The following is a 22,313-nucleotide window of genomic DNA, read 5'->3' on the forward strand; positions in this document are numbered from 1 at the left end:
TATACTGTATTTCTCTAATTTTATTTTCTAACGATCCATCCAAGATTTAAAAAGGGAAGCTTTTTCCCTGCTGATGATTACCTCATGCTGGGGTGCTCTTTTTAATTCTATTTTAAGTTTAGAATTAAAGTAATTTGAAATTGATTTGATGCTTTCTGCACGGATAAAAAACTGTCTGTTGGCTCTAAAGAAAATATCAGGATCTAGTTCCATATCTAATTCTTCCATTGTTTGGGCGACAGGCACAATGGTATTATCCTTTAGAAAAAGATGCGATGTTTTAAACTCCGAATAAACAAAGTCGATATCGGAAACATTTACACTTTTGTAACCATCACGATAATTTACCAAAAAACGTAATCTGTAAGAAGCTTTATTGACAAAGCTTTTCAAGATTTCGGAAATGTCATTAGTATTTTGAGTTTTAGGAAGTGTCTTAAATTTTTCGAGTGCGGTTTTTAATTCATTTTTTTCGATAGGCTTCATTAAGTAATCAATGCTGTTTACTTTAAAAGCCTTTACCGCATATTCGTCATAGGCTGTTGTAAAGATTACAGGACAACTAATCGTGGTTCTTTCAAAAATAGAAAAACTGATTCCATCCGCCAGACGAATATCCATTGTTATTAAATCCGGCATTTCATTAGATTCCAGCCAGGCAACAGATCCTTCAACTGTATCGATAATATTTACAATCTCGCAGTTAGGTTCCAATTCTTCAAGTAATCTTTTTAGACGACTTGCATTGATACTTTCATCTTCGACTATTAAAATCCTCATATTATTTAAATTAAAGGGAGAATAACACTATAAAAACCATCAGCTTCTAAGAAGATTGGTTTTCGGTTAAATAAAATTTTATATCGGAATTCGATGTTTTTCTTTCCAATTCCTGTTGATATCAGACTCTTTCCTGTAGTCAGCTGCAATGCATTTTTTACAATAAGATTATTTCCTTCCGAATAAACAAAAATCGTGAGCGGATTAGCTTGTGTTGCCGTATTGTGCTTCACGGCATTTTCTACTAATAACTGCAGTGTTAAAGGCGGCAGATGAAATTCTAAATGATCTGAATTTACATTTATTTTCAATTCAATTTTATTTCCCATCCTTTTCTTTAGAAGATAAAAATAGGAATTCAAAAAATCAATCTCTTCTTTTATACTAATTGTATGTTTGTCGAGATTAGAAATCATATAACGATATACTTTTGTAATATTTTCAAGAAAAGAGGCCGCTTCATTTTGATCTTCATAAATTAACTCCGTGAGTGTGCTGAAATTATTAAAAATAAAATGCGGATCAAGCTGTAAACGCAGTGATTCTAATTCAGACCTCGTAACTGCCTCTTGAAGCTGCGAAGCTTTAATTTTTAACTCAGCTGCTTCTTCTGATGTTACACGCCAGCGGTTAAGCAGAAAAATACCTGTGTGTATAAAACTGATAAATAAGGATAAAATAGCCGCTATTATATTAGACTGCCAGACCATTATTAATTCGCTTTCGCTGAGAGGTTTAAATGCATAAAAATAAGACCATAAATAAGAGAAAAAATAATTCAGCAGTATATTACCAAAAATGATAAATAAGAACTGTAAAAAAGCCCTGAAAATTGGTTTCTGATCCCAGCTTATCCAATAATTAAGACTTCTTCCAACAAATAAGCTTAACTCTGTCAGGATTGCACAATAAAGTAAAAGAAGGAAAACATCAAGAGTCCAGCCAATTACAAGCAGTGAATCCTGCTCATGATTTTGATACGGATTCAAAAGATAATAACTAGAAAGATAGGCAAAAAATACAACTGGTATTACTATAACCCTGTAATATTTGTAAAAGAAATTTTTTCCTGATTGTTTTCCGATATTTGAATCCATAAGTTAATGTACTATATTTTTTCGAAAGTAGAAAATCCTAAGACAAACACAGTGCTGCTTGGAATTGATTTACTTTGTAGTTTTCCATTTTCTGCCTGCGCATAACACCCCACTTTATACAGGTTGCTCCCCACGAAAATCCAGCACCAAAGGTAGTAATCAATATATTTTGTCCTTCTTTAAAATCATCTTTAAAATCCCAGAGACATAACGGTACTGTTGCCGACGTTGTGTTTCCGTATTTTTCGATATTGACTTTTACTTTATCAAAGCCGATATTTAAATTGTCGCTTACCGCTTTAATAATTCTCAGATTAGCCTGATGCGGCACTACCCAGTCGATCTCTTCTTTTGTCAATTCATTTGCCTGAAGCACTTCGTTACAAACCTCGCTCATTGATGCTACTGCTTTCTTAAAAACATACGATCCGTCCTGATGAATAAAATGTTTTCTATGCAGGAGGCTCACCATATTTGCAGGATTTCTAGAACCTCCTGCGGGTACCAAAAGTGAATCTGTTCCTTGTCCATCGGTTTTTAATATGCTTTTTTGTATTCCGTATCCGATTTCCGACTGCTCAAGAAGTACCGCACCTGCACCGTCCCCAAAAAGAATACAGGTGTTACGGTCTTCATAATCTACAATCGAACTCATTTTATCAGCACCTGCTACAATTACTTTCTTGTATCTTCCGCTTTCTATCATTGCAGCACCCATTTCCAGCGCATACAAAAAACCGCTGCAAGCCGCGTTTATATCCAATCCAAAAGCATTCCTAAGACCACTTTTTTCGCAAACTTTGCTGGCTGTCGGTGCGAGTTTGTAATCTGGTGTTGCAGTAGCCAAAATCAAACCCTCAATTTCTAGAGGATCCACTTCATAATTCTTCATTAAATTCTGAATTGCTTCACTTGCCAGATACGAAGTAGAATGTTCCTCTTTTTTAGATATGCGTCTTTCTTTTATTCCAGTTCGCTTTTCAATCCAGTCAGAAGTTGTATCAACCATTGCTGTAATTGCATCATTGTTTAATATATAAGATGGAACAAAACCTCCTACGGCTGTAATTACTGCTTTCATTTTAATGTATTTTTTTATTTATAAGCTTTCAATTTATAGGTATATACTTTTGATTTGTTTTTTCTTTGGCTTGTTTAGGTATTTATGAAAATCCAACGCAATTTTTAAAAATGCTGGAAAAGGAAACAGCGTACATAAACTTGAGGAAATCAAAATCACTGCAGCGATAATTAAATCTGTACAATCTGCATTGGCAGAACGATCTGAATAAACGGCATACAAAAGGAAGAAAGTCATTAGCAAAACGGAGACAAACAGCATACTGCCAATTTTTGCCGCTCCATTTAAAATTACCTCATCTATGTTACCACTATTCTGAATGTGATTAACAGCGGCATCGGTTTGTGAAAATACTCCAATTGTCATTACAGTAACACTTCCGATAAAACTGATAAACATCAGGATAGTAGAATCATACAATAAAAAATTACAGACATTCCAAAAAAGTAAATAATGGAGTCCAATAGCCATAATTGGCGCTAAAGCCAATACATAACTTTTGTATCTAAAAACCAATAGAAAAAAATATCCGAGCAGTAAGATTAGGAAAAAATGATCCTGAAAATCAATACCCGAAAAAAACATTTTTTCATTGGTCAAAAAAAGAAATGAACCAAATACAACGGTTAAAAACACGATTACAAAACAGATCGTTTTATTGCTGATGATCGGACTAATAATCCAGACAATTTTTGCGCTGGAGTCATCTATTTTTTGATTTAGTTTTAATGATAATTTTTCGGAAAACGACAATTTTAGATCGTCCTGCATTCTTTCTTCGTTTATATGCCCCAGAAACAAACGGCATAATAACGGAAGCAGTAAACAAGAATTAATCAGAAATACGGTTCCCGCTGCTATTATCAATTTTATATGATTGATTTCAATACTATCCAAGCTAAAAATTAAAAGCAGCATTAGGGTTACCAATGTCAATACAACCGCTTTAAAATAGGTTTTTAAAGCTTGCGAAACCGCATGAACGGCATCGTGATCCAAAGGTTTTTTATTCTGATGGACTGCAATTATCAAATAGATATTCGTTAAAACGGACAGAGCTAAAAAAACAATTAAAATCAATAATGCAATTGAAGAGGATTTTATCTCTAAAAAATCCATACAAAATAGTATTCCTAAAGCGGTGTTTATCGTAGAGACAATCGTAATTAAAACCGAAAATGCGTCATTCAAAAACAAATAACTAATGCCAAAAGAGACTAAAAACCAAAAAGTAAAATTATAGTTCTCCACTCCATATAGGGCTACTTCTGTTTTATTAATAGAAATACATCCTAAAATAAAAACGAATAGCGGAAGAATAGAAATAAGTGAATTATTGAAAAAATCAGCTTTCATTTATAGTGCTTTAAATTACTTTTATAAAGCTGGATAAGACAATAGCGGAATACTTAATCCTGCCGCCATAATTCTGGTTTTGCTTCTATGAACAAGAGAATCCCAAAAACCATATTTCTGCGGTACCATGACTAGAATATCCGCACCATAAGTTTCTATTTCTTTATGTATTTCGTTAATTACTGTATTCGATCTAACACTTTTATAAACATACTTAACCTCTTGAAGTTCTTCGTTTGCAATAGATTTAATTAAAGTTTCACTTTGCTCTTCTTTTAGAGTGTTCAGCTTTTCTTCTACACTAAAAAATTCAATTTCACCTCCAAGCGTACCGACAATTTTTCTAAGCCAGCTGAATTTTTTTATTGAAGTTAAACTTAAAGTATCACAGGCATATAAAATTTTATTGGCTGTTTTATAACTCGCATTAATTGGAACTGCCAAAACGGGAATTTTTAAATTCTTGATAACCGAAGTTGTTGTATTTCCCATAATATCTTGTTCCAGCGAACGTTCTGCCATTCCCATAACCACAAGTTCGGCATTTGTTTTTTCTATAATTTCTTTTAGAAAATCTTCTACAAAAGAAAAACTACAGCAAGTACTTACTTCAATATTGTAAAGCTTTGAAAGATCATTTCCTAAATTCTGAAGCCGTTCGGTATTTTTATCGATCTGTTTTTGCATTGCTTCGGCGGTTATCTGCGAATTGGCACTGTGAACACTTAAAGAAAAAGAATTGAAGAGAATTAATTTTGCTCCAGTTGATTTTGCTATTCCCGCGGCATAATTGACGGCATTATTGGCTGTTTCAGAAAAATTGGTTGCGGCAATGATATTTATTGGAAGACTCATAAAAGAACTATTAAAGATTATAAGAATGTAAAATTGCTTAATAAACCTCTTTAATAGTCTGGAAATTGACTGTACAGTCAATTTTTGCGTCTCAAACGTATTTTTTAGCATCCGAAAAATACATTCAGATAAAATGTATAGAGTAATTTTAAAACATGGATAGTAGAAAAATAGAACAAGAATTGAAAAAAATATGGATTGAAATTCCGACCGCTAATTCTGAAAAAACAAAATTGAATGAATGGGAAAAATTAAGATCTAAGTTGTTTTCTTCTAATGATAAAACGACCTGAAATTTTATTAATCTTTAGAAAGATCATTGTTGACTAATTAAAAAAAAGAAACGGCTAAAAAATTAGCCGTTTTCTCTTATCCTGTGATTTTTAATGATTGAATCATTTGATCTGCTATTTCTAAATGATAACTCAGCACAATTGAGCCTCCGTCAAAATTTCCCGAAACTTCTGCTTTTAAAATCATTTCCTTTTCTTTCTCTTCAAAGCTTAAAGGCTTCATTACAGCTTTGTATCGCTCGTTGGCATCTGCAATCCAATGTTCTATTTCTTTTCTTCCTTTGTGTGTTTTACCTTCATCAAAAACTACGGCCGTTTCTGAAAAACAATTTGCATAAGCAGCACTGTCAAAATTATTTTGCGTTTTTACTAAATCTTGTATTACTTCTGGTAAGTTCATAATTTATCTATTTTATTGTTAATAATTCGGTATTGATTGTAATTTAAATCGTTGGAACTGTGCCTCCGTCGATTACATATTCTGTTCCTGTTAAATAGCCTGCTCTCGGCGAAACAAGGAATCCGACAAATTCAGCCACTTCTTCTGTTTTTGCCGCTCTTCCATAAGGTATTCCTCCTAAAGCATTCATCACACTTTTTTCAGCCTCTTCCAGCGAAATATTAGCGCTTTCAGAAATACGTTCCATCATTCTTACTGATGCTTCGGTCATAATCCATCCCGGAGAAACGGTTAGAACACGAATACCTTTTGAAGAAACTTCTTTAGACAAACCTTTGCTGTAATTAATCAATCCTGCTTTTGCAGCAGCGTACGGAAGAGTCGAATCGTATAAAGGCAATTTTCCCTGAATAGATGCGATATGAATAATAACGCCGCTTTTGTTTTCAAGCATTTGAGGTAAAAATGCCTTATCAAGTCGAATCGGCGCTAATAAGTTTGCTTGTAATGTTTCTTCCCAATGTGTATTGGTTAACACTGCAAAACCACCTCCTGGAGTTTCAGAGCTTCCGAGGTTGTTTACAAGAATATCCAGTCTGCCGAATTTTTCTAGTACCTCAGCTGCAACTTTAGCAGCAGCTTCGGGTTTACTTAAATCTGCCGCTATAAAATGTAAATCGGTGTCGGGAGTTTCCGGCTGGTTTCTCGCACTGATAATTACTTGAGCGCCGGCATTTTTTAAACGTTGTGCTATGGCGCTTCCAGTTCCTTTTGTCCCTCCTGTTACCAGCGCAATTTTGCCTGATAATTCATTCTGATAATCTAATCTTTGTTCCATCTTAATTTGTTTTGTACAAATTTGAGAACTAAGGAACTTTCTCACAAGTACGGAATTACGATTCATATAGGGATAAATTTTTCCCCTATTGCACAAATCAGGACATACTAGTATTTTTACATTATGTATGAAAGAAAGACAATACCCAACTTAAACTGCGGACTTGACCTGATAGGTGAAGTATTATATGGTAAATGGAAGATACGCCTGCTTTGGTTTATAAATGAAGGCCATAAAAGACCAAGTGAATTACAGCGTAAAATTCCCGATGCTTCCCGCAGAGTCTTAAATATCCAGCTGAATGAACTGGAAGAACATGAGCTGGTTACCAGAAAAATATATCCTGTTGTACCGCCAAAAGTAGAATACAGTTTAACCGAATTTGGTGAGAGCCTGATTCCTGTAATAGGAACTTTAGGCCACTGGGGAGATGAGCATCAAGACAGGCTCAGGTCTTTAATTATTAAAAAATTTCCAGCTGCAGATACTGAAACAAAACAAGATATTTAGTAATCCTATTAAATGGAAATCGAAGTATTATATAAAAAATAAACAGCGCAAAAGGCATTGCGCTGTTTATCAAAAAAAAACTAACTTAACTTAACTAACCGATTTTTAATTTCTTTTAATAACCAGGATTATTATCGCTAGGTTTTATATTAGGATTTGAAGAGGTTTCTCTATTTGGAATCGGCCATAATTCGCTTTTACCCGCAGTAAAACCAGTTCCCTGCAATTCGGTATTTGCAATTCCCCATCTTATAATATCATCAAAACGAGACTGTTCGCCAGCAAATTCGACTTTACGTTCGTGAACAATTGCTGTAAATACAGCTTCTTTTGTAGCTGTAATATTGGTTGTCAAATTGGCTCTATCTCTAATTTGTTTGATGTAAGCAATCGCTGCAGCCTGCGAACCTCCGTCTCTTTGGTTTTCACATTCGGCTTTCATAAGCAATACATCAGCATAACGCATTACTTTGAAATTAATACTTGATCGTAAAGCTTCATCTTCTCTGTCATAATAGTTTTGATATTTTTTCCATCCCGCTCTTCTAATACCCGCAGAAGTAGTAAAATTACTAGCAACCATTACCTTAGTTCCTTTTAAATAGGTTGAACCCGGCACATAAAAAGTATCTCCAAAACGGTCATCTCCTACTTCGTATGAGTCTAATAAATTGTCTGACGGATAAACATTAAACCAGCTTAGATTTCCATATTCCTGACCTCTTAGTGTTGCTTCTTCAAAACCAGTTCCGCCACTGTCACCTTGCGATCCCCATTGGTCTCCTGTTCCATTTTTTTCATCAAATTCAATTTCAAAAATAGACTCTTTACCATGTTCTGTTTCTGCCATAAAGTTGTTATAAAAACTTCCTTTGTCTTCAAGGCTGAATCCTGTAACATTATTTAAAGCTGTAAGCGCTTGGTCATATTTCTTTTGGTATAATAAAACTTTACCCAAATAAGCAAAAGCCGCTTCTTTATTTGCTCTTCCTGCAGTTTCTACACCTTTTGCTAAAAGATTTTGAGAGGCAAATACCAAATCTTCTTCAATCAAAGCATACACTTCTGCCTTCGGACTTCTTGCGTTACCGATAATAGTTCCCGTTTTGTAAATTGGTATATCGCCAAAACGTTTTACTAATAGAAAATAATAGTACGCTCTTAAAAAATGAGCCTCTGCTAAAAATTTATTCTTCTGCTCTTGTGGTAAAACCGAATTTGCCAACGCATTGATTTTAACCTCATTATCCAATACAAAATTAGCTCTCGAGATTCCGATATAACAAGATTCCCAGTAATACTGAATAATATCGTTTCCTGCATTAAAAGAAAAATCCTGAAAAGGTTTTTTATTTCCTTCTAATTGCGGGTTACCTAACGTTTCTTGACTCATAAGATCCATTGCAAAAGAAAAGTTTCTTCCATAAAGCCCTCTTGTCTGCAAATTGGCATAAGAGGCATTTACAGCAGATTGTACCTGATCTTTGGTTTTAAAGAAAGTGTCAGGTGATAAGGTGTTAGGATTATTTAATTCTAATTCACCACTGTCGCATGAAGTTAAGGTTAAAACTCCCGACAGAACTATAAGTATATATTTAATTTTTCTCATCATTATATAAATTAAAATGTAACATCAAGTCCAAAAATGATAGATTTTGGCTGTGGATATCTTCCTAAATCGATACCAGCAGAATTTGCATTGGCATCTGCACGCGCAATTTCAGGATCTAAACCGCTGTAATTGGTAATGGTAATAAGATTTTGTCCGCTTAAGTAGAATCTTGCTTTTGAAAAATAAGGTTTAAATGCCTCTCCAGAGAATGTATATCCGATAGCAATATTTTTTAACCTTGTATAAGAACCATCTTCTATATAACGTTGGTTTGCTGATGACCAGTTGATGTCTGCACCTTGCGCTCTTGGCAGTGTTGCTGACGGATTAGTAACTTGTCCGTTCACCACAATGGCCCTGTCTAAAACATCTGTACTGGCATTAAATAAACGATTCATTCCTTTTAGATCAAAAGTATTGGCGTTGTAAATATCATTTCCTTGAACTCCTGATATAAAGCAGTTAAAATCGAAGTTTTTATAAGCTGCATTTAGGTTTAAACCGTAAGTAAAATCAGGGTACGGATTCCCGATATTGGTTTTGTCATTTGCATTAATAATTTTATTACCATCGCGGTCAACAATTTTAATATCTCCCGGTTTGATTGCTGTCTGGCCAGGACCGAAAACTGCATCTACCTCTGCCTGATTCTGGTAAATTCCGTTAGTCTGATAACCGTAGAAATAAAATAACGGCTGTCCTACTTCAAGTCTTGAGAAACTTTCTAAACCAGCTCTTGGTACTGGACCTCCTAAAACGCTAGTTACGCCTGGTGCCAAACCTACAACCTCGTTTTTGCTTGTTCCTAAATTTGCTACAGCAGACCATGTAAAATCTCCTTTTCTGTCATTAAAACCCAATGATATTTCATAACCGCTGACTTTTACGTCGGCAACGTTTTGAATTTGAGTTCCACCGCCCGCAGATCCAACAGAAGCCGGAAGCGGCACTGCAAAAAGAATATCAGTGCTTTTGTTGTTGAAATACTCAAATGAACCCGTTAATTTTTCATCAAAAAAACCGAAATCCAAACCGATGTTTCTATCCAGTTTTGATTCCCATTTCAGATTTGGGTTTGGAGCCACTCCCAGCGAAACACCAGGCGCATTTCCGCCTCCAATTGGGTAGTTGTAATTTGCAATTAAAGTGGCGCTGTATTGATAATTGTCGATTCTGTCATTTCCTGTTGTACCTGTACTAGCTCTAAGTTTTAATGTGCTGAAAACAGAATTCTGCATAAAACTTTCTTTAGCAATGTTCCATCCTAAAGCAACAGAATAGAAATTTCCCCAGCGGTTATTAGCTCCAAAACGAGAAGATGCATCTCTACGTCCTGAAACAGCAAGCAGGTATTTATCATCATAATCATAATTGATACGAGCGATGTAACCAATATTTTTTTCTTCGTAATTAGCAGAACTTAAATTCCCTTCATTGTAACGAAGCTGATCAATTTCATCTGAAATATTATAACGGCTTCCTGCTACTAAATTTTGCGATTTTCCGTCGATTTTGGTAATTACTCCCAGAACCTCAAGATTGTGTTTACCTGCAATTGTCGTTTTATAAGTCAAACTATTATCAAAAACAATTGTCTGTCCTTGACCGTTGGTTTCGGCTGTGGTAGAAAATGCTTGTTTGTGGTAAGAACCATCCTGATAACTTGGAACAAAAGTGTGGTCTTTACCCGTGTAGTAATCCAGAGAAACCTGAGATCTAAATTTTAGACCTTTATAAATTTCTAATTCAGCAAAGATGTTTCCGATTATCGATAAATTATTAATCTTCTGATATCCTAAATTAGCTACACGCACAGGGTTTTCTGCATCATTTCCGTCAATAGCACTTGGCCCTTGATAACCTCCTAAATTCTGGTCATTGTAAATTGGAAAATACGGTGCCATTTTTATAGCGTGCTCCAATAATGTTCTTCCTCCTGCACTACGCTCTGGGTTAATTGTGCTAAAAGAAACCCCAATATTACTTCCAACTTTAAGCCTTCCAATATCTTGTGTGTTATTAGCTCTAAATGAATAACGCTCAAAACCAGTATTAATAACGGCTCCAACTTGTTTCAAATATTCGGCAGAATAACGGCTTGTGGATTTTTCTGTTCCGTTAGAAAAACTTAAGTTGTAATCCTGCATTAAACCCGTTTGAAAAATCTGATCCTGCCAGTTGGTAGTAACATTTCCAAATTCTGCCGCTCTTGCTGTTAAATCACTTCCCAAGTCTTTTGCATATTGAAGATATTGCTGTGTATTTAAAACGCTGTATCTTTTTGTAATTTCCTGTCCGCCGACATACGTACTAAATGTCAGCTGACCTGGCCCTTTTTTACCTTTTTTGGTCGTTACCACAATAACCCCGTTAAAGGCTTTTGAACCGTACAAAGCTGTTGTAGAAGCATCTTTTAAAACCGAGATACTTTCGATATCATTAGGACTCAGACCAGAAAGATTACTCGTTAATACACCATCTATCACATACAACGGCGCACTGTTTCCCATTGTGGCCAGACCACGAATAGTAACGGTCGGATTTGTTCCTGGCGCACCATTAACAACAGTAACTCCCGCCGCGCGACCCTGTAAAGCCGATTCTGCATTGGTAATGGGTACGGCGGCAATGTCTTTTGAACTCACGGTAGAAATCGCTCCTGTTACTTTTGTCTTTTTTTGAGTTCCGTAAGCAACAACAACTTCATTTAAATTTTGAGTAGAAAGAGCCAGCGTAACATCTATTGTACTTCTCTGCCCTGGCGTAATGGTTTGAGAAATCAAGCCTACATAAGAAAAAGTAACTTTATCTGTGGGATTTACTCCTTTTAAAGAATATTTACCATCAAAATCTGTGGAGGCACTATTTTGCGTGCCCTCTACTAGAATACTCGCACCAGGCAAGGGAAATCCTGACGGATCTGTAACAACACCTTGGATTGTTTTTGTTTGTGCGGTTAAATGCTGACTGCCTATTATGAGCAGCCCAATTAGTGCAATTTTAATTTTCAACATACTTAGTGGTTTTTGTTTGGTTTAAATAGTTTGTTTAACGAAACAAATATAAAAAAACACTCACAAAAACAATCGGTTGTTTTTGAATTTATTTAAATTATTAATAAAAATAGATTAAAATAAAAACATTAAATTTAGTTAAAATACAAATATATTATTAATATAATAATTTAACAATATTTAACAGTAAAAAACGTAATGATTTAATAGTCATTTTGACCATTTGCTAAAAATTAAATAATATGTTATATTTTTAAAAACTTGATGTAAAATCTTATTTCATCACTCAAAAAGTAAGTTTTATTGTACCAAAAAATAAATACAACAGGTTATAAATGAACTTTTACTTACATCAATAATGACAGTTTTTACATTCTCCTGACAAAAAATCATCCTGCAATCGGTTGTTAAATAATCAAATCGAGGTATTTTCTATTACTTTTAGTGTTAAAAAAATCAAAATACAATTTAAAGAACAATCCGTTTAAAAAAATAAAAGCCACGATTGAAACTATTCTCAATCGCGGCTATTCATTCTATTTAAGAAGAGAAAATATAACTTCTCTTTTTAGATCTGTTGTTTATGAGTCTGTTTCTGTTTTTTAAATTGATAAATTGAACCTGCAACGAAAAACAATAACAAAACAAGAAGTGTATTGCCAATTACAGGATCGGTAATATCTTTTGCCAGCGGATGCCTGACGGGAACTCTTGTAAAGGTTTCGTTAACTGTTGGAACAAGAGAAAGCAAAAAACTAAAAGACAGCGCGAAGTTTTCAAAATAACGCGCTCTCCTACTATCTTTTCTTTTTAAATTCAGATAATAAGCAATTGTTACCAGAAGAATTATAAAAATCGAAAACGCGTGCCCTGGATTAAATCCGCCGTGTTTTGAAATACCTAATGAAGTTAACGATGTAATGATTGTTCCGTAGAAATAGACTTTACCCGATATGGTGTTCAAATTAATTTTGCCATAATTGATAAAATCTGCCAACGCCGCCACAATTGCTGCAACACCAATAACGGTGTGAAAAATTCCTAGACCTGATAATCCCATTTTTTTAATGATTTAAAGTTGTTTGAAGTACACCGCAAACTTCCGATAGATTCAGAGAAATGATTTTGCCAATTCGTCCAATTGTTTGGCAATTTGGTCCAAAAAAAAAGCATCGTTAGATAAATCGTAACGATGCTTAAAATGAGTATAAATCAAATTTACAATTATAATTGTTTATTGAGTCCTTGACGGTAATTTGTCGGGCTTATCTTGTATTTACTGGTAAAACTTTTAGTAAAATTGGCTAGATCATTAAAACCACAATCAAAAGCAATTTCGGTAATACGCTGGTCTGAAAACTCCAGAAGCTCTGCTGCTTTTTCGAGTTTCTTAGCTTTAATATAATTCGCAGGAGTATCATTATATATTTTGGCAAATTCACGTTTAAATGATGAAACACTCAAATTATGCTGCTGTGCCAATTCTTCGATTGTAAGCTGCGAAAACAAATTGGCTTCTATTATTTGTTTGAAAGTATAAACCGTTGGAGAAAAAAGCTGTGATAATATTAACTGTATTGATTCTGAATTCTGCGTTTGAGACAATAGAAGTATAATTTCCTTTACTTTGAGTACCAAAATATCTTCATTAATCAGAGACGGATTTTCAAAATAAAACAATAAGCCTTCGATGTATTTCTGGATTAGGAAATCATTATTAATTTTTTCACTTGATTTATTCGATATTACATTTTTAGGCTTCTGAAGCAATAATGGAAGTTCTCTGTCGTATATTTTTTTTAATATTTCTGGGTAAAAAGTAACAATCACAATTTCGCAGTTACTCGTTGAATTTGAATGTTGCATCTGTTTTCCAGATTGTATGCAGTTTAGCAATAACGAATAATTGGACGCTATGTTTATTTGCTGGTCATTGAATTGATAATCGGCCTCCCCTCCTTTCACATATAAAAAACAAGCCTGTTCGGTAACCGGAAAATCAAATTTAAACGGCGGTGTTAATTCAATTTTTTGAATGAGTGTTTTGCCGTAAAGCTCATGCTTTTTATAATCGTTTACCATAACTTATTTACATTTTCAGATCGTTTTTGGGTATTGGCAATACCTTTTGATCTTTTGTAAAAATACTATCTTATTGCTGATTAAATAAATTAATGCGCCGTCTATTTTTAAATTATCATTACGGCATTATAGCCATTTTTTCTGTTAGGAGTTTTTTTATACGATTTTCTTTGTCCCGATCATTAATTTTTATCTCAATTCCATTTCCAGAATACTTTTTGTAAGCTGTACCATCTTTTGATTCTATAATTTCAAAAGAAAGTAACTTTCCCGGAATATAAGCTCCCAGCCAATTCGGATCTGGTTTTTGACTCCAGGTAATCCAAATCAATTTTTCGCCATTTTGCATAACTGAATCATTTGCTTTTAACCTCTCAACTGCTTTTTGATTTCCATATAGTAATGAAGTGGTGTGTTTTTTATTATTTATTGATGAATTAATCACCTTTAAGTCTGAAACTTTATTCATTAGTTTTTCTGGAAGTGAAGCTTCGTTATTTAAGCCTTTTTCTCCTTTAAAATCAGAACACGAAGAAAGAAAAAGTAAAAAAAGTACTGTTGTAAAATATAGTGTCGTTTTCATAACTATTGTAAAATTGGAAGAGTAAATACATGATCGTTTTTTTCCATTGGCTGGTGACAGCGCATGCACTCAATTGTAAAATCGGCATTTTTACCGTAGGGTTCCAGCTTCGGTGTTTTAAATCTTGCAAATCCCCAGCCATTTGTTGTTTTGTATTTATTATGATCTTTAATCATAAACTCTACTTGTTTAAAGGCTCCCTGCGAAATATTTCCTTCTGCATCTTCAATTTCATCGTATGCCGCTTTGGCCAGAATCGCTCCATCCGGCCACGGACTGATCTGTTTGTTTTTAATCGCTTTTACAGCAATATCATTACCGAAAATAATACGCATTGTTCCATTATCAACACGTTGCGTGGTACTCACAACTGCCCAGTTTTTATAATCTGCGATATAAGCAATTCCATTAGGCGCTTTTGGAACTTCTGACTGAACTTCTGCCTGAACTTCTGCTTTCTTGAAATGATCAGACTGCGCTTTTAATGCTTTTATTTTTGAAGTATCCTGCGGCATATTATTCACTCTAAGATTCCATATATAACCTTTCAATACTTTGATATCCTGAGGTGATAATTTAGCTTTTGGATGCGCGAGGGTATAACTGCTCAATGGCATGGCACCCAGCGTAACCTGATTTACAGATTCCCATAATTTTGCTTTTTGATCAGCAGGAGACAATTTATCCCAATTAGAAAAATTAAGTCCGTTTCTGCCGTCTTTAATATGCTTTGCAACGAGCCAGGATACAGGCACTATTTTATCATACCAAGTAAGATTCGTTTCATTAGAATGACAATCATAACAGGAATTTTTTAAAATGGTTTGTACTTCGTGAGGTACTTTTAAATCTCCCGTAATTGGTGGATTTGTTATTTCAGGACGCAGAAACTGTAATCCGCAAAAAATGACAAGCAGCGTTACTAAAAGAATTATGACTTTTTTTCTTTTATACATTTTTGGCTTTTCCATATGAATAGTTTTAATTGTTTTCTAGAAGTATTTCTTTAAGCTGCATCAGATTTTACAACTTTAAAATTGATTGTAGAAATCTGATATTCTGTAACAGCCGTAAAAATTTATATTGCAAATTAAGTACGCAGAACGTACTGAAATCAAACAAAAAAGGTCGAAAGGGAAAAAATGAACTTAAAGAGGAATAAATCAAAGCCAATAAAACAGACGCTTTTCTTTACGAATCTGTTTTCAGATTTTTTTTGAAACGCGCAGTATAAAATTATCAATTTTAAAAATTATTATTAACTAAATTTGATTTATTAATTGAACCATTTCCTATGAAAAAAGACAAACTGTATCTTTTTACATTTTTATCCTTACTCGTTGTTGTGTATATCTGCGGTTATTTCAGCATGAATTATTTAGTAGATTTAAGTACCAAGCAGTTTTTAAAAATACAAATCGAATCCAGTAAAAGGGAAGCAAAGGAAATGGCCAATCTCATTTCTTTTCAGGCACAACAGCATAATGACAAACAACTCATCGTCAATAACGTTCAGAAAAGTATTGAAAAAACGGACACACAAACCGGATTCATCTGCATGTTTGATCATACGGGGAAAGAAATCTGTCATCCTAATCCTGAAAAAATCGGACGAATGACGGGGCCAGATGAATCTTTTATTTCTAATATTCATAACAACAGTGAAGTTGACCCTGAAGATTTTTATTCCTATCTAAAAAATAGAACCGAAGGCGGTGGTCTGCGAAACTTTAACGATCCTAAACGCAACTCTGAAATTATCTATTTATACCCTGTTAAAAACACGGACTGGATTGTAGCATCACACGCGAATCTCAAAAATATAAACAAACAAGCAACGGATTTGAAATTTTATTTCATTCTGGTTTATCTCTTAACTGGTACTTTAATTGTCATGCTTTCCTTTTTTATGGTGCGTCTTTTTGGAAGTCGTTATGAGAGAAAACTTGAGCAGAAAAACGAAACACTTTTTAATGAAGTTTTAAACTTATCAAAACTCAATTCTGACCTTACGAACTACAAAACAAAAATAAATGTATCTGAAAATAGAGATACTTTAGATGTTTCGGTATCAAATAAGAAAAGGATTTTGACTTATTTGAAAAATGAAATTGTTTCTCTTGAAATTGAAAACATTGCTTATATCTATATGGAAAATACCATTACTTACGTTAAAGATATAAACTCAAAAGTATCAACCAGCAATAGCAGTTTAGAAGAAATTTATAATGAATTGGACAGTACTGCATTTTTTAGGGCTAACAGACAATTTATTGTTTCTATAAAATCTATTGACAAGATCCTTAAATATGGAAACAATCAATTAAAAATTGAAGTAATTCCGAAATCAGAAGTTGATATTATAATCAGTAAAAATAAAGCCGCTGAGTTTAAAACCTGGCTGAACAGATAGCAGTTAATATTCAATAAAAAAAAAGACCAAACATTTTAAACGTTTGGTCTTTCAATTCATTTTATAAAAGGAATTAACGGTTTTCAAATTCTCTACGATTGTAAAAATTGTCATCATCGTTGTTAAAATGAGAATCGTCATTAGGATAATAAGAGTTCAAAACTCGTTTTTCATATTCCCTGTCAAAATTATGTTGTGTATTGTATCTGCTTGTTTTTCTGAAGGTATTATAGCCAATATTGTTTGCCATAACAATTTTTGTGTCTTTGTTTATGCTGACAGATCCTATTGGAATAATAATATGACTGTCTCCATCTTTATACACAAACTCTTGTCCATTGTCATTTGCTATAACATCGTGGACTTCATTTTTACTGTCGTCAATTAATTTTTTATCCACTTTCACATCCAAATAAACAACGCGCTGCATATCTTTATTTACCCAAAGATTATCGATTGTTCCTATCGTGTGGTTTTCAGAATCTACTATTTTCCATCCTGTTACATCAGAATAGTTTGATGCAACTTTATAATCAGAAAGTTCATCCAGTCTGTATAAGTTTTTTTTATTTTCCATACTTTCAATTTTAATATTTTAATTGTCCATCTTCCACATTAACGAGTGGTATCAACTGCAGTAGCTGTTGTATCCACATCTACAGCGTTTTCAACTTCTACTCTTCTTACATTTTGTGCTTCATCTTCTCTAAAGTAGATGTAATAAACAACTGCACCAATTAGTAGAATTGCTACAATCCAAGGCCAAACAGGCTTCTTTTTCTCAATTTTAATTTCTGCCATAACTATATATTTTAGTGTAACATTAAATTTTTAAATAAAATTACAACTGAGTACAGGACTAAAAAGTATTTAATTTCAGGCAGAATTTATACAATTCCCAGCAACTTAAAATTATATAAGCACCTGTTACTCAAAATGTAAGAATTATAAAATAGTTTTGCGTAACTTCATGTTTAAATTTTTTGGATATGGAATCTAATGATATGCCCGTTTCTCAAAATGAATCTGAACGTCTTGCAGCTTTAAAACGCTATAATATACTCGACACTCTCCCCGATAATGCTTTTGACGATGCTACTGCCCTTGTCTCTTATATTTGCGGCGTTCCTATTGCGTATATTTCTTTTATAGATGAAAGCAGACAATGGTTCAAATCAGAAATTGGAATCGGAGTATCTGAGGTTCCGCGCGAGATAACTTTCTGCCGTTATACCATCATGGATTCTAAGATGGTAGAAATTCCCGATACACTTTTAAATGAACGTTTTAAAGACGATCCGAATGTTACGGGTGGTTTTAAAATCAGGTTCTACGCAGGCGTACCGCTCACCACTCCAGACGGATATCATATAGGCGTTTTGTGCGCAGCCGATCATGTGCCTCGACAACTTAATGAAAGTCAGCGCACTGCACTCTTGATTGTGGCAAGACACGTTATCAACACTTTAGAACTAGGAACAAAAAACAACGAACTGGCGAGTCAGAAAAAAATAGCAGAACGCGCTGTAGCCGCCAAAGACAGTTTTTTGGCCAACATGAGCCACGAAATTAGAACACCACTGAATGCAGTAATCGGTTTTACCGAACTTTTGGCTGGAACCAAATTAGATGATCAACAGCGAAGTTTCGTAAAAGATGTACAAACCGCAGGAGAAAACCTGCTGTTAATTGTGAACGATATTCTCGATCTTTCTAAAATTGAGACTGGCGGACTTACTCTCGAAATGCAGCCGTTTGATTTAAAAAAAGCACTTCGACATATTTATGACTTACTGAAAGTAAAAGTGACTAAAGAAGTTGAATTCAACCTTTTTCTAGATGCAGATCTTCCTGAAATGGTATTAGGTGACCAAGTGAGACTCAATCAAATATTGATGAATCTGGCAGGAAATGCACTTAAATTTACCAGTGAAGGCGAAGTAACCATATCCATAAAAAAAACAGAGGAAACAGATGAAGTTTATATGATTCGGTTTTCTGTAAAAGATTCTGGTATTGGAATACCGCAGGAACATCTAAATATCATCTTCGAACGTTTTACACAGGCAGAAGAAAGTACGACCCGAAAATTTGGCGGTACGGGACTTGGACTTAGTATTGTAAAACAACTTGTTGAAATGCACGGTTCTAAAATTCATGTCAAAAGCCGGGAAGATTTTGGATCTGAATTTTTCTTTACGCTGAGTTATAAAAAAACATTTCAAGAAAAAAATGAACCTGAAGCAAAACCTGTAAACGATCTTGGAAGCCTTAAAATTTTGCTTTGTGAGGATAATCGACTCAATCAGAAATTGGCGCAGAATGTAATTGAAGGTTTTGGTTTTGAACTTGATATTGCCGAAAATGGTGACCAAGGAATTGATTTATTATCAAAGAACCAATATGATCTAATTTTAATGGATCTTCAAATGCCTATTAGAGATGGTTATCAAACAACAAATTATATCCGAAGCCAATTAAAAAGCACCATTCCAATTATTGCTATGACTGCGCACTCGCTGGCTGGAGAACAAGATCGCTGTTACGATGCCGGTATGGATGGTTATGTTCCAAAACCTTTTAAACAATATGAACTTTTGGAAACTATTAAAACTGTCTTGAAAAAAGAACCAAAATCAAGAGAACGCGCGAAAGCAGATTTATCGCGAATTGAAGAAACTGACCGCATAAAACCAGGCTGGAAAAAAGAAGTAATAACTCAGTTTATAGAAAAAGCGCCTTTGGAATTGAAAGAATTTGAAAGCGCTGTAAAACGGGCTGATTTTCAGACTGTACTCCATACTGCTGAAGAGATTCAAATCTGGCTTCATCTTTTTCTTCTTGAAAATCTCAGCAGGCATTTGACTAACATTGAGCATGAAGCCCACAGAAAAAATTTTACTATAGAAACCTCAGACAGCCTAGAAATAGTAATGTGTAGTCTTAAAGATATAATGAATGATTTACAAAAACAGACAAACAACAATTGAAGTTTAGAAAACTTACACTCTTTTAAAAATTAGAATATGGAAAATTTAGAAACACATAAAAATAGTCTCAAAGGAAAAAATGTCGTTATAACGGGTGCCAGCAGTGGTGTCGGGCGTGCAGCCGCAGAAGCTTTTGCACGTGAAGGATGCAATATTGTAATTGCTGCCAGAGGACAAAAAGGCATTGATGAAGTCGTAGACTACTGTCGCGGGTTGAATGTTCAGGTAATCGGCGTAGCTGCGGATGTATCTGTTGCAGAAGATGTGGAGAGAGTTGCCAAGCAAGCGCTTTCTATTGGAAGAATTGATATCTGGGTAAATAATGCCGGCGTTATGGCGAGTGGAAAATTTGAAGAAATTCCGTTAGAAGTTCACCAGCAAGTCATAAAAACCAATTTATTTGGCTATATGCATGGTGCTTACAATGCGATCAAAATTTTTAAAGACCAAAATGAAGGTATTTTAATAAACAATGTTTCGATCGGAGGATTTATGCCTGCACCCTATAGTGCCGTGTATTCAGCAACTAAATATGGCATAAGAGGAATGATGGAATGTCTTCAGGGCGAAATATCGAACCGAAAACATATTCATATTTGTAATCTGTATCCGCAATTGCAAAACTCTACAGGAAACCTGCATTCTGCCAAGTATTCTGGTTTTGATGTAAAAATTCCTTTTATTGCCTCTGATCCGCGTGATACCGCTGCCAAAATGGTTGAATTGGCAAAACATCCAAAAAAAGATTTATTCCCCGATTTACGAGCCGCTGCAATGGCAAATACGTATAGAATGTTTCCAAAAATGATCATTAATACAGCCTCGGCTGCTGTCCGTATGAAAATGAAACTCAACAATGATAAAGAAGGAGATTCTGGAAATGTTTTAACAAATTCTAAAGAACCATTACGTGTCTATGGAAAAACGCCTTCAAGTTCTTCACACAGCATGAGTTTTGCATTATTAGCAGGAATAGGCTTTAGTGCTGCTTTGTTTTTGATTGGAAAAAAACTTTAAAAAAAATTACTTCTGTCTGCTTTGTTCAGGCAGAAGTTTTAATTCCATCTTTCTTTTAAATAAAAAAACATCTTTTCTTACAAAACACGTATAAATACCTATCAAAATCTGCAATATCTTTCTTAAATTTAATTAACTGAATAAAAGCGACTTACAATATTACACCGCTTCTTAAACAGCCTGTATTCCCAGACAACTACTTATATCACTTATAGCTTAACTTAACTACCAGCAATTATGACAATAGGAATTATCGGAATCGGAAGTCTTACCCTCGAACTGGCCAACAGAGCCTCTCACGCGGGATATAAAGTTATTGTAAACAATCCAAGGGGAAATTCACTTGTTCGTGAAACCCTTGAAAAAACAAATCCTACTATTCAGCTGACTACTCTGCAACAAGCGGCGGCAGCAGATCTGGTTATTCTGTTTGTACCCAAAAACGATCTGGAACAGGTTATCTCAGATCTTCCAGATATGACCGGAAAAACCTTGGTGCACACGAGCGGGCTGATCTTTAATCCACAATCGTTGTTATCTGGGCTGAATTACGCTATGACTTATAAAATCACTGCATCGCTGCTTCCTACAGCTCATGTGGTAAAACTTTTTAAACCGCTTAAACTGGAAAGTGGAACAACCGAATCACAAAACAAGGAAGAGATTTTTTTTATCGCAGACCACGCACCTTCCAGTCTTAAAGTAAAAACATTTTTAAATGCGCTGTATTTCTCAGCGATCGATCTTTCAGGACGGCTTCGGCTCAACCATACGGGATTAAATGATGGAAATTCACTTTTTTCGTCAGGAAGAAAATACTAAAAAATTATTGTTTTAAATCTTATTTTTTTACTGTCGCGTTTTCAGTAAACTACGAGATTATTCTCTTGTCCCCTGCTCCATATCTGGTCAGCAGGCAGTTATGCCGTATACTTTATTATGCAATTCCTTGGAGATTATTTATTATTACAGAAACAATAATTCGTTAACAAACTCATTTCCAAGCCATTTTAAAACCATATAAAAGCAGATTTCGTATATGAATTAAAACTTCTATTATGACAACCGATTCTTTACATTTGCCTGCAAAAATATACAAGTACCTTTCGCTAAATGAAGGTCGAAGTGTTTCTTTTGATGAACTGTATGCCTTTGTCTGTCCTTTCTATGGCGAAGATTTTTCTTCTGAAAATTTTTCTGCAAAAACGAGGCATCAGACCCATTTAATGCAGTTATTGGTATTTCTTTCTGATCTAAACTTAATAACTTTAAATCAGTTTACAGACGAAAGCTCTCTTAATTTGTTGAGCAGGAATTAATTTCTGAAATAGCATCAACAGTAAAATCATAAACTAAAAAACTGCGTAAATCCTAAAATCTACGCAGTTTTAA

The 22,313-nt window shown here is 34.4% G+C and carries 22 protein-coding genes; 7 read left to right on the forward strand and 15 right to left on the reverse strand.

What is annotated here, in order from left to right; all coding sequences use genetic code 11:
• Positions 1 to 27 precede the first annotated feature (27 nt).
• The 5 genes from ACFSC2_RS22165 to ACFSC2_RS22185 are packed head-to-tail and all read right to left on the reverse strand — an operon-like array spanning position 28 to position 5,169.
• Entirely contained in the window at positions 28 to 780 is a 753-nt protein-coding gene (locus tag ACFSC2_RS22165) for a LytR/AlgR family response regulator transcription factor (RefSeq protein ID WP_379813280.1), read from the reverse strand.
• A 5-nt stretch (positions 781 to 785) separates the two neighbouring features.
• Positions 786 to 1,877: a sensor histidine kinase gene (locus ACFSC2_RS22170; protein ID WP_379813281.1), complete on the reverse strand. Its 1,092-nt coding sequence runs from the start codon at positions 1,875 to 1,877 to the stop codon at positions 786 to 788.
• A 37-nt stretch (positions 1,878 to 1,914) separates the two neighbouring features.
• Positions 1,915 to 2,958: a beta-ketoacyl-ACP synthase III gene (locus tag ACFSC2_RS22175; RefSeq protein WP_379813282.1), complete on the reverse strand. Its 1,044-nt coding sequence runs from the start codon at positions 2,956 to 2,958 to the stop codon at positions 1,915 to 1,917.
• A 33-nt stretch (positions 2,959 to 2,991) separates the two neighbouring features.
• Entirely contained in the window at positions 2,992 to 4,314 is a 1,323-nt protein-coding gene (locus ACFSC2_RS22180; protein ID WP_379813283.1) for a hypothetical protein, read from the reverse strand.
• A gap of 21 nt (positions 4,315 to 4,335) precedes the next feature.
• Positions 4,336 to 5,169, reverse strand: coding sequence for a universal stress protein (locus ACFSC2_RS22185; RefSeq protein ID WP_379813284.1), 834 nt, complete (start codon positions 5,167 to 5,169; stop codon positions 4,336 to 4,338).
• A gap of 155 nt (positions 5,170 to 5,324) precedes the next feature.
• Here ACFSC2_RS22185 and ACFSC2_RS22190 point away from each other — a divergent pair, with 155 nt between their 5' ends.
• Positions 5,325 to 5,462 carry a hypothetical protein gene (locus ACFSC2_RS22190; RefSeq protein WP_379813285.1) on the forward strand — a complete coding sequence of 46 codons (138 nt, stop codon included), beginning with the start codon at positions 5,325 to 5,327 and terminating at the stop codon, positions 5,460 to 5,462.
• Between the two features lie 76 nt (positions 5,463 to 5,538).
• Here the strand turns inward: ACFSC2_RS22190 and ACFSC2_RS22195 are convergent, their stop codons facing one another.
• Together ACFSC2_RS22195 and ACFSC2_RS22200 are read right to left on the reverse strand one after the other, a co-directional pair.
• Positions 5,539 to 5,862 (reverse strand): nuclear transport factor 2 family protein, encoded by a 324-nt coding sequence (locus ACFSC2_RS22195; RefSeq protein ID WP_379813286.1) that lies wholly within the window; start codon positions 5,860 to 5,862, stop codon positions 5,539 to 5,541.
• Between the two features lie 43 nt (positions 5,863 to 5,905).
• Positions 5,906 to 6,700 carry an SDR family oxidoreductase gene (locus ACFSC2_RS22200; RefSeq protein WP_379813287.1) on the reverse strand — a complete coding sequence of 265 codons (795 nt, stop codon included), beginning with the start codon at positions 6,698 to 6,700 and terminating at the stop codon, positions 5,906 to 5,908.
• Between the two features lie 123 nt (positions 6,701 to 6,823).
• Here ACFSC2_RS22200 and ACFSC2_RS22205 point away from each other — a divergent pair, with 123 nt between their 5' ends.
• Positions 6,824 to 7,210, forward strand: coding sequence for a winged helix-turn-helix transcriptional regulator (locus tag ACFSC2_RS22205; RefSeq protein WP_379813288.1), 387 nt, complete (start codon positions 6,824 to 6,826; stop codon positions 7,208 to 7,210).
• Between the two features lie 115 nt (positions 7,211 to 7,325).
• On the opposite strand, the gene ACFSC2_RS22210 is transcribed toward ACFSC2_RS22205, so the two are convergent.
• The 6 genes from ACFSC2_RS22210 to ACFSC2_RS22235 form a co-directional block, all read right to left on the reverse strand.
• Positions 7,326 to 8,819 (reverse strand): RagB/SusD family nutrient uptake outer membrane protein, encoded by a 1,494-nt coding sequence (locus ACFSC2_RS22210; protein WP_379813289.1) that lies wholly within the window; start codon positions 8,817 to 8,819, stop codon positions 7,326 to 7,328.
• 11 nt (positions 8,820 to 8,830) lie between these two features.
• A complete protein-coding gene (locus ACFSC2_RS22215; RefSeq protein ID WP_379813290.1) occupies positions 8,831 to 11,836 on the reverse strand; it encodes a SusC/RagA family TonB-linked outer membrane protein in 3,006 nt (1,001 codons plus the stop codon).
• A 568-nt stretch (positions 11,837 to 12,404) separates the two neighbouring features.
• A complete protein-coding gene (locus tag ACFSC2_RS22220) occupies positions 12,405 to 12,896 on the reverse strand; it encodes a hypothetical protein (RefSeq protein ID WP_379813291.1) in 492 nt (163 codons plus the stop codon).
• Positions 12,897 to 13,060: 164 nt separating this feature from the next.
• Positions 13,061 to 13,918 (reverse strand): AraC family transcriptional regulator, encoded by an 858-nt coding sequence (locus ACFSC2_RS22225; RefSeq protein WP_379813292.1) that lies wholly within the window; start codon positions 13,916 to 13,918, stop codon positions 13,061 to 13,063.
• 118 nt (positions 13,919 to 14,036) lie between these two features.
• Entirely contained in the window at positions 14,037 to 14,501 is a 465-nt protein-coding gene (locus ACFSC2_RS22230; protein WP_379813293.1) for a hypothetical protein, read from the reverse strand.
• Between the two features lie 2 nt (positions 14,502 to 14,503).
• Positions 14,504 to 15,472 (reverse strand): heme-binding domain-containing protein, encoded by a 969-nt coding sequence (locus ACFSC2_RS22235; RefSeq protein WP_379813294.1) that lies wholly within the window; start codon positions 15,470 to 15,472, stop codon positions 14,504 to 14,506.
• 323 nt (positions 15,473 to 15,795) lie between these two features.
• On the opposite strand from ACFSC2_RS22235, the gene ACFSC2_RS22240 reads away from it, so the two are divergent.
• Complete coding sequence (locus tag ACFSC2_RS22240) at positions 15,796 to 16,914, forward strand: LytTR family transcriptional regulator DNA-binding domain-containing protein (protein WP_379813295.1); 1,119 nt, start codon at positions 15,796 to 15,798, stop codon at positions 16,912 to 16,914.
• 73 nt (positions 16,915 to 16,987) lie between these two features.
• On the opposite strand, the gene ACFSC2_RS22245 is transcribed toward ACFSC2_RS22240, so the two are convergent.
• Positions 16,988 to 17,491 carry a PRC-barrel domain-containing protein gene (locus ACFSC2_RS22245; RefSeq protein ID WP_379813296.1) on the reverse strand — a complete coding sequence of 168 codons (504 nt, stop codon included), beginning with the start codon at positions 17,489 to 17,491 and terminating at the stop codon, positions 16,988 to 16,990.
• 38 nt (positions 17,492 to 17,529) lie between these two features.
• Positions 17,530 to 17,715 (reverse strand): hypothetical protein, encoded by a 186-nt coding sequence (locus ACFSC2_RS22250; protein WP_379813297.1) that lies wholly within the window; start codon positions 17,713 to 17,715, stop codon positions 17,530 to 17,532.
• 188 nt (positions 17,716 to 17,903) lie between these two features.
• Between ACFSC2_RS22250 and ACFSC2_RS22255 the strand changes: the two genes are divergently transcribed.
• The 4 genes from ACFSC2_RS22255 to ACFSC2_RS22270 all read left to right on the forward strand — a co-directional run bounded on the left by ACFSC2_RS22255 (position 17,904) and on the right by ACFSC2_RS22270 (position 22,240).
• Entirely contained in the window at positions 17,904 to 19,904 is a 2,001-nt protein-coding gene (locus tag ACFSC2_RS22255; protein WP_379813298.1) for a GAF domain-containing hybrid sensor histidine kinase/response regulator, read from the forward strand.
• Between the two features lie 36 nt (positions 19,905 to 19,940).
• Positions 19,941 to 20,921: an SDR family NAD(P)-dependent oxidoreductase gene (locus ACFSC2_RS22260; RefSeq protein WP_379813299.1), complete on the forward strand. Its 981-nt coding sequence runs from the start codon at positions 19,941 to 19,943 to the stop codon at positions 20,919 to 20,921.
• Positions 20,922 to 21,158: 237 nt separating this feature from the next.
• The gene (locus ACFSC2_RS22265; protein WP_379813300.1) at positions 21,159 to 21,743 is read left to right on the forward strand and encodes an NAD(P)-binding domain-containing protein; all 585 of its coding nucleotides are present in this window, start codon (positions 21,159 to 21,161) and stop codon (positions 21,741 to 21,743) included.
• A gap of 236 nt (positions 21,744 to 21,979) precedes the next feature.
• Positions 21,980 to 22,240, forward strand: coding sequence for a hypothetical protein (locus tag ACFSC2_RS22270; RefSeq protein WP_379813301.1), 261 nt, complete (start codon positions 21,980 to 21,982; stop codon positions 22,238 to 22,240).
• Positions 22,241 to 22,313 lie beyond the last annotated feature (73 nt).

Source organism: Flavobacterium artemisiae, from assembly GCF_042678225.1.
In the GTDB taxonomy this organism is placed as follows: Bacteria; Bacteroidota; Bacteroidia; order Flavobacteriales; family Flavobacteriaceae; genus Flavobacterium; species Flavobacterium artemisiae.

What these genes read in the sequence shown, in the direction of transcription:
- ACFSC2_RS22170 (WP_379813281.1), bottom strand. Translation starts at nt 1,877, where the DNA reads ATGGATTCAAATATCGGAAAACAATCAGGAAAAAATTTCTTTTACAAA.
- ACFSC2_RS22165 (WP_379813280.1), bottom strand. Translation starts at nt 780, where the DNA reads ATGAGGATTTTAATAGTCGAAGATGAAAGTATCAATGCAAGTCGTCTA.
- ACFSC2_RS22185 (WP_379813284.1), bottom strand. Translation starts at nt 5,169, where the DNA reads ATGAGTCTTCCAATAAATATCATTGCCGCAACCAATTTTTCTGAAACA.
- ACFSC2_RS22205 (WP_379813288.1), top strand. Translation starts at nt 6,824, where the DNA reads ATGTATGAAAGAAAGACAATACCCAACTTAAACTGCGGACTTGACCTG.
- ACFSC2_RS22270 (WP_379813301.1), top strand. Translation starts at nt 21,980, where the DNA reads ATGACAACCGATTCTTTACATTTGCCTGCAAAAATATACAAGTACCTT.
- ACFSC2_RS22225 (WP_379813292.1), bottom strand. Translation starts at nt 13,918, where the DNA reads ATGGTAAACGATTATAAAAAGCATGAGCTTTACGGCAAAACACTCATT.
- ACFSC2_RS22175 (WP_379813282.1), bottom strand. Translation starts at nt 2,958, where the DNA reads ATGAAAGCAGTAATTACAGCCGTAGGAGGTTTTGTTCCATCTTATATA.
- ACFSC2_RS22245 (WP_379813296.1), bottom strand. Translation starts at nt 17,491, where the DNA reads ATGGAAAATAAAAAAAACTTATACAGACTGGATGAACTTTCTGATTAT.
- ACFSC2_RS22260 (WP_379813299.1), top strand. Translation starts at nt 19,941, where the DNA reads ATGGAAAATTTAGAAACACATAAAAATAGTCTCAAAGGAAAAAATGTC.
- ACFSC2_RS22265 (WP_379813300.1), top strand. Translation starts at nt 21,159, where the DNA reads ATGACAATAGGAATTATCGGAATCGGAAGTCTTACCCTCGAACTGGCC.
- ACFSC2_RS22240 (WP_379813295.1), top strand. Translation starts at nt 15,796, where the DNA reads ATGAAAAAAGACAAACTGTATCTTTTTACATTTTTATCCTTACTCGTT.
- ACFSC2_RS22220 (WP_379813291.1), bottom strand. Translation starts at nt 12,896, where the DNA reads ATGGGATTATCAGGTCTAGGAATTTTTCACACCGTTATTGGTGTTGCA.
- ACFSC2_RS22215 (WP_379813290.1), bottom strand. Translation starts at nt 11,836, where the DNA reads ATGTTGAAAATTAAAATTGCACTAATTGGGCTGCTCATAATAGGCAGT.
- ACFSC2_RS22250 (WP_379813297.1), bottom strand. Translation starts at nt 17,715, where the DNA reads ATGGCAGAAATTAAAATTGAGAAAAAGAAGCCTGTTTGGCCTTGGATT.
- ACFSC2_RS22210 (WP_379813289.1), bottom strand. Translation starts at nt 8,819, where the DNA reads ATGAGAAAAATTAAATATATACTTATAGTTCTGTCGGGAGTTTTAACC.
- ACFSC2_RS22235 (WP_379813294.1), bottom strand. Translation starts at nt 15,472, where the DNA reads ATGGAAAAGCCAAAAATGTATAAAAGAAAAAAAGTCATAATTCTTTTA.
- ACFSC2_RS22190 (WP_379813285.1), top strand. Translation starts at nt 5,325, where the DNA reads ATGGATAGTAGAAAAATAGAACAAGAATTGAAAAAAATATGGATTGAA.
- ACFSC2_RS22180 (WP_379813283.1), bottom strand. Translation starts at nt 4,314, where the DNA reads ATGAAAGCTGATTTTTTCAATAATTCACTTATTTCTATTCTTCCGCTA.
- ACFSC2_RS22255 (WP_379813298.1), top strand. Translation starts at nt 17,904, where the DNA reads ATGGAATCTAATGATATGCCCGTTTCTCAAAATGAATCTGAACGTCTT.
- ACFSC2_RS22195 (WP_379813286.1), bottom strand. Translation starts at nt 5,862, where the DNA reads ATGAACTTACCAGAAGTAATACAAGATTTAGTAAAAACGCAAAATAAT.
- ACFSC2_RS22230 (WP_379813293.1), bottom strand. Translation starts at nt 14,501, where the DNA reads ATGAAAACGACACTATATTTTACAACAGTACTTTTTTTACTTTTTCTT.
- ACFSC2_RS22200 (WP_379813287.1), bottom strand. Translation starts at nt 6,700, where the DNA reads ATGGAACAAAGATTAGATTATCAGAATGAATTATCAGGCAAAATTGCG.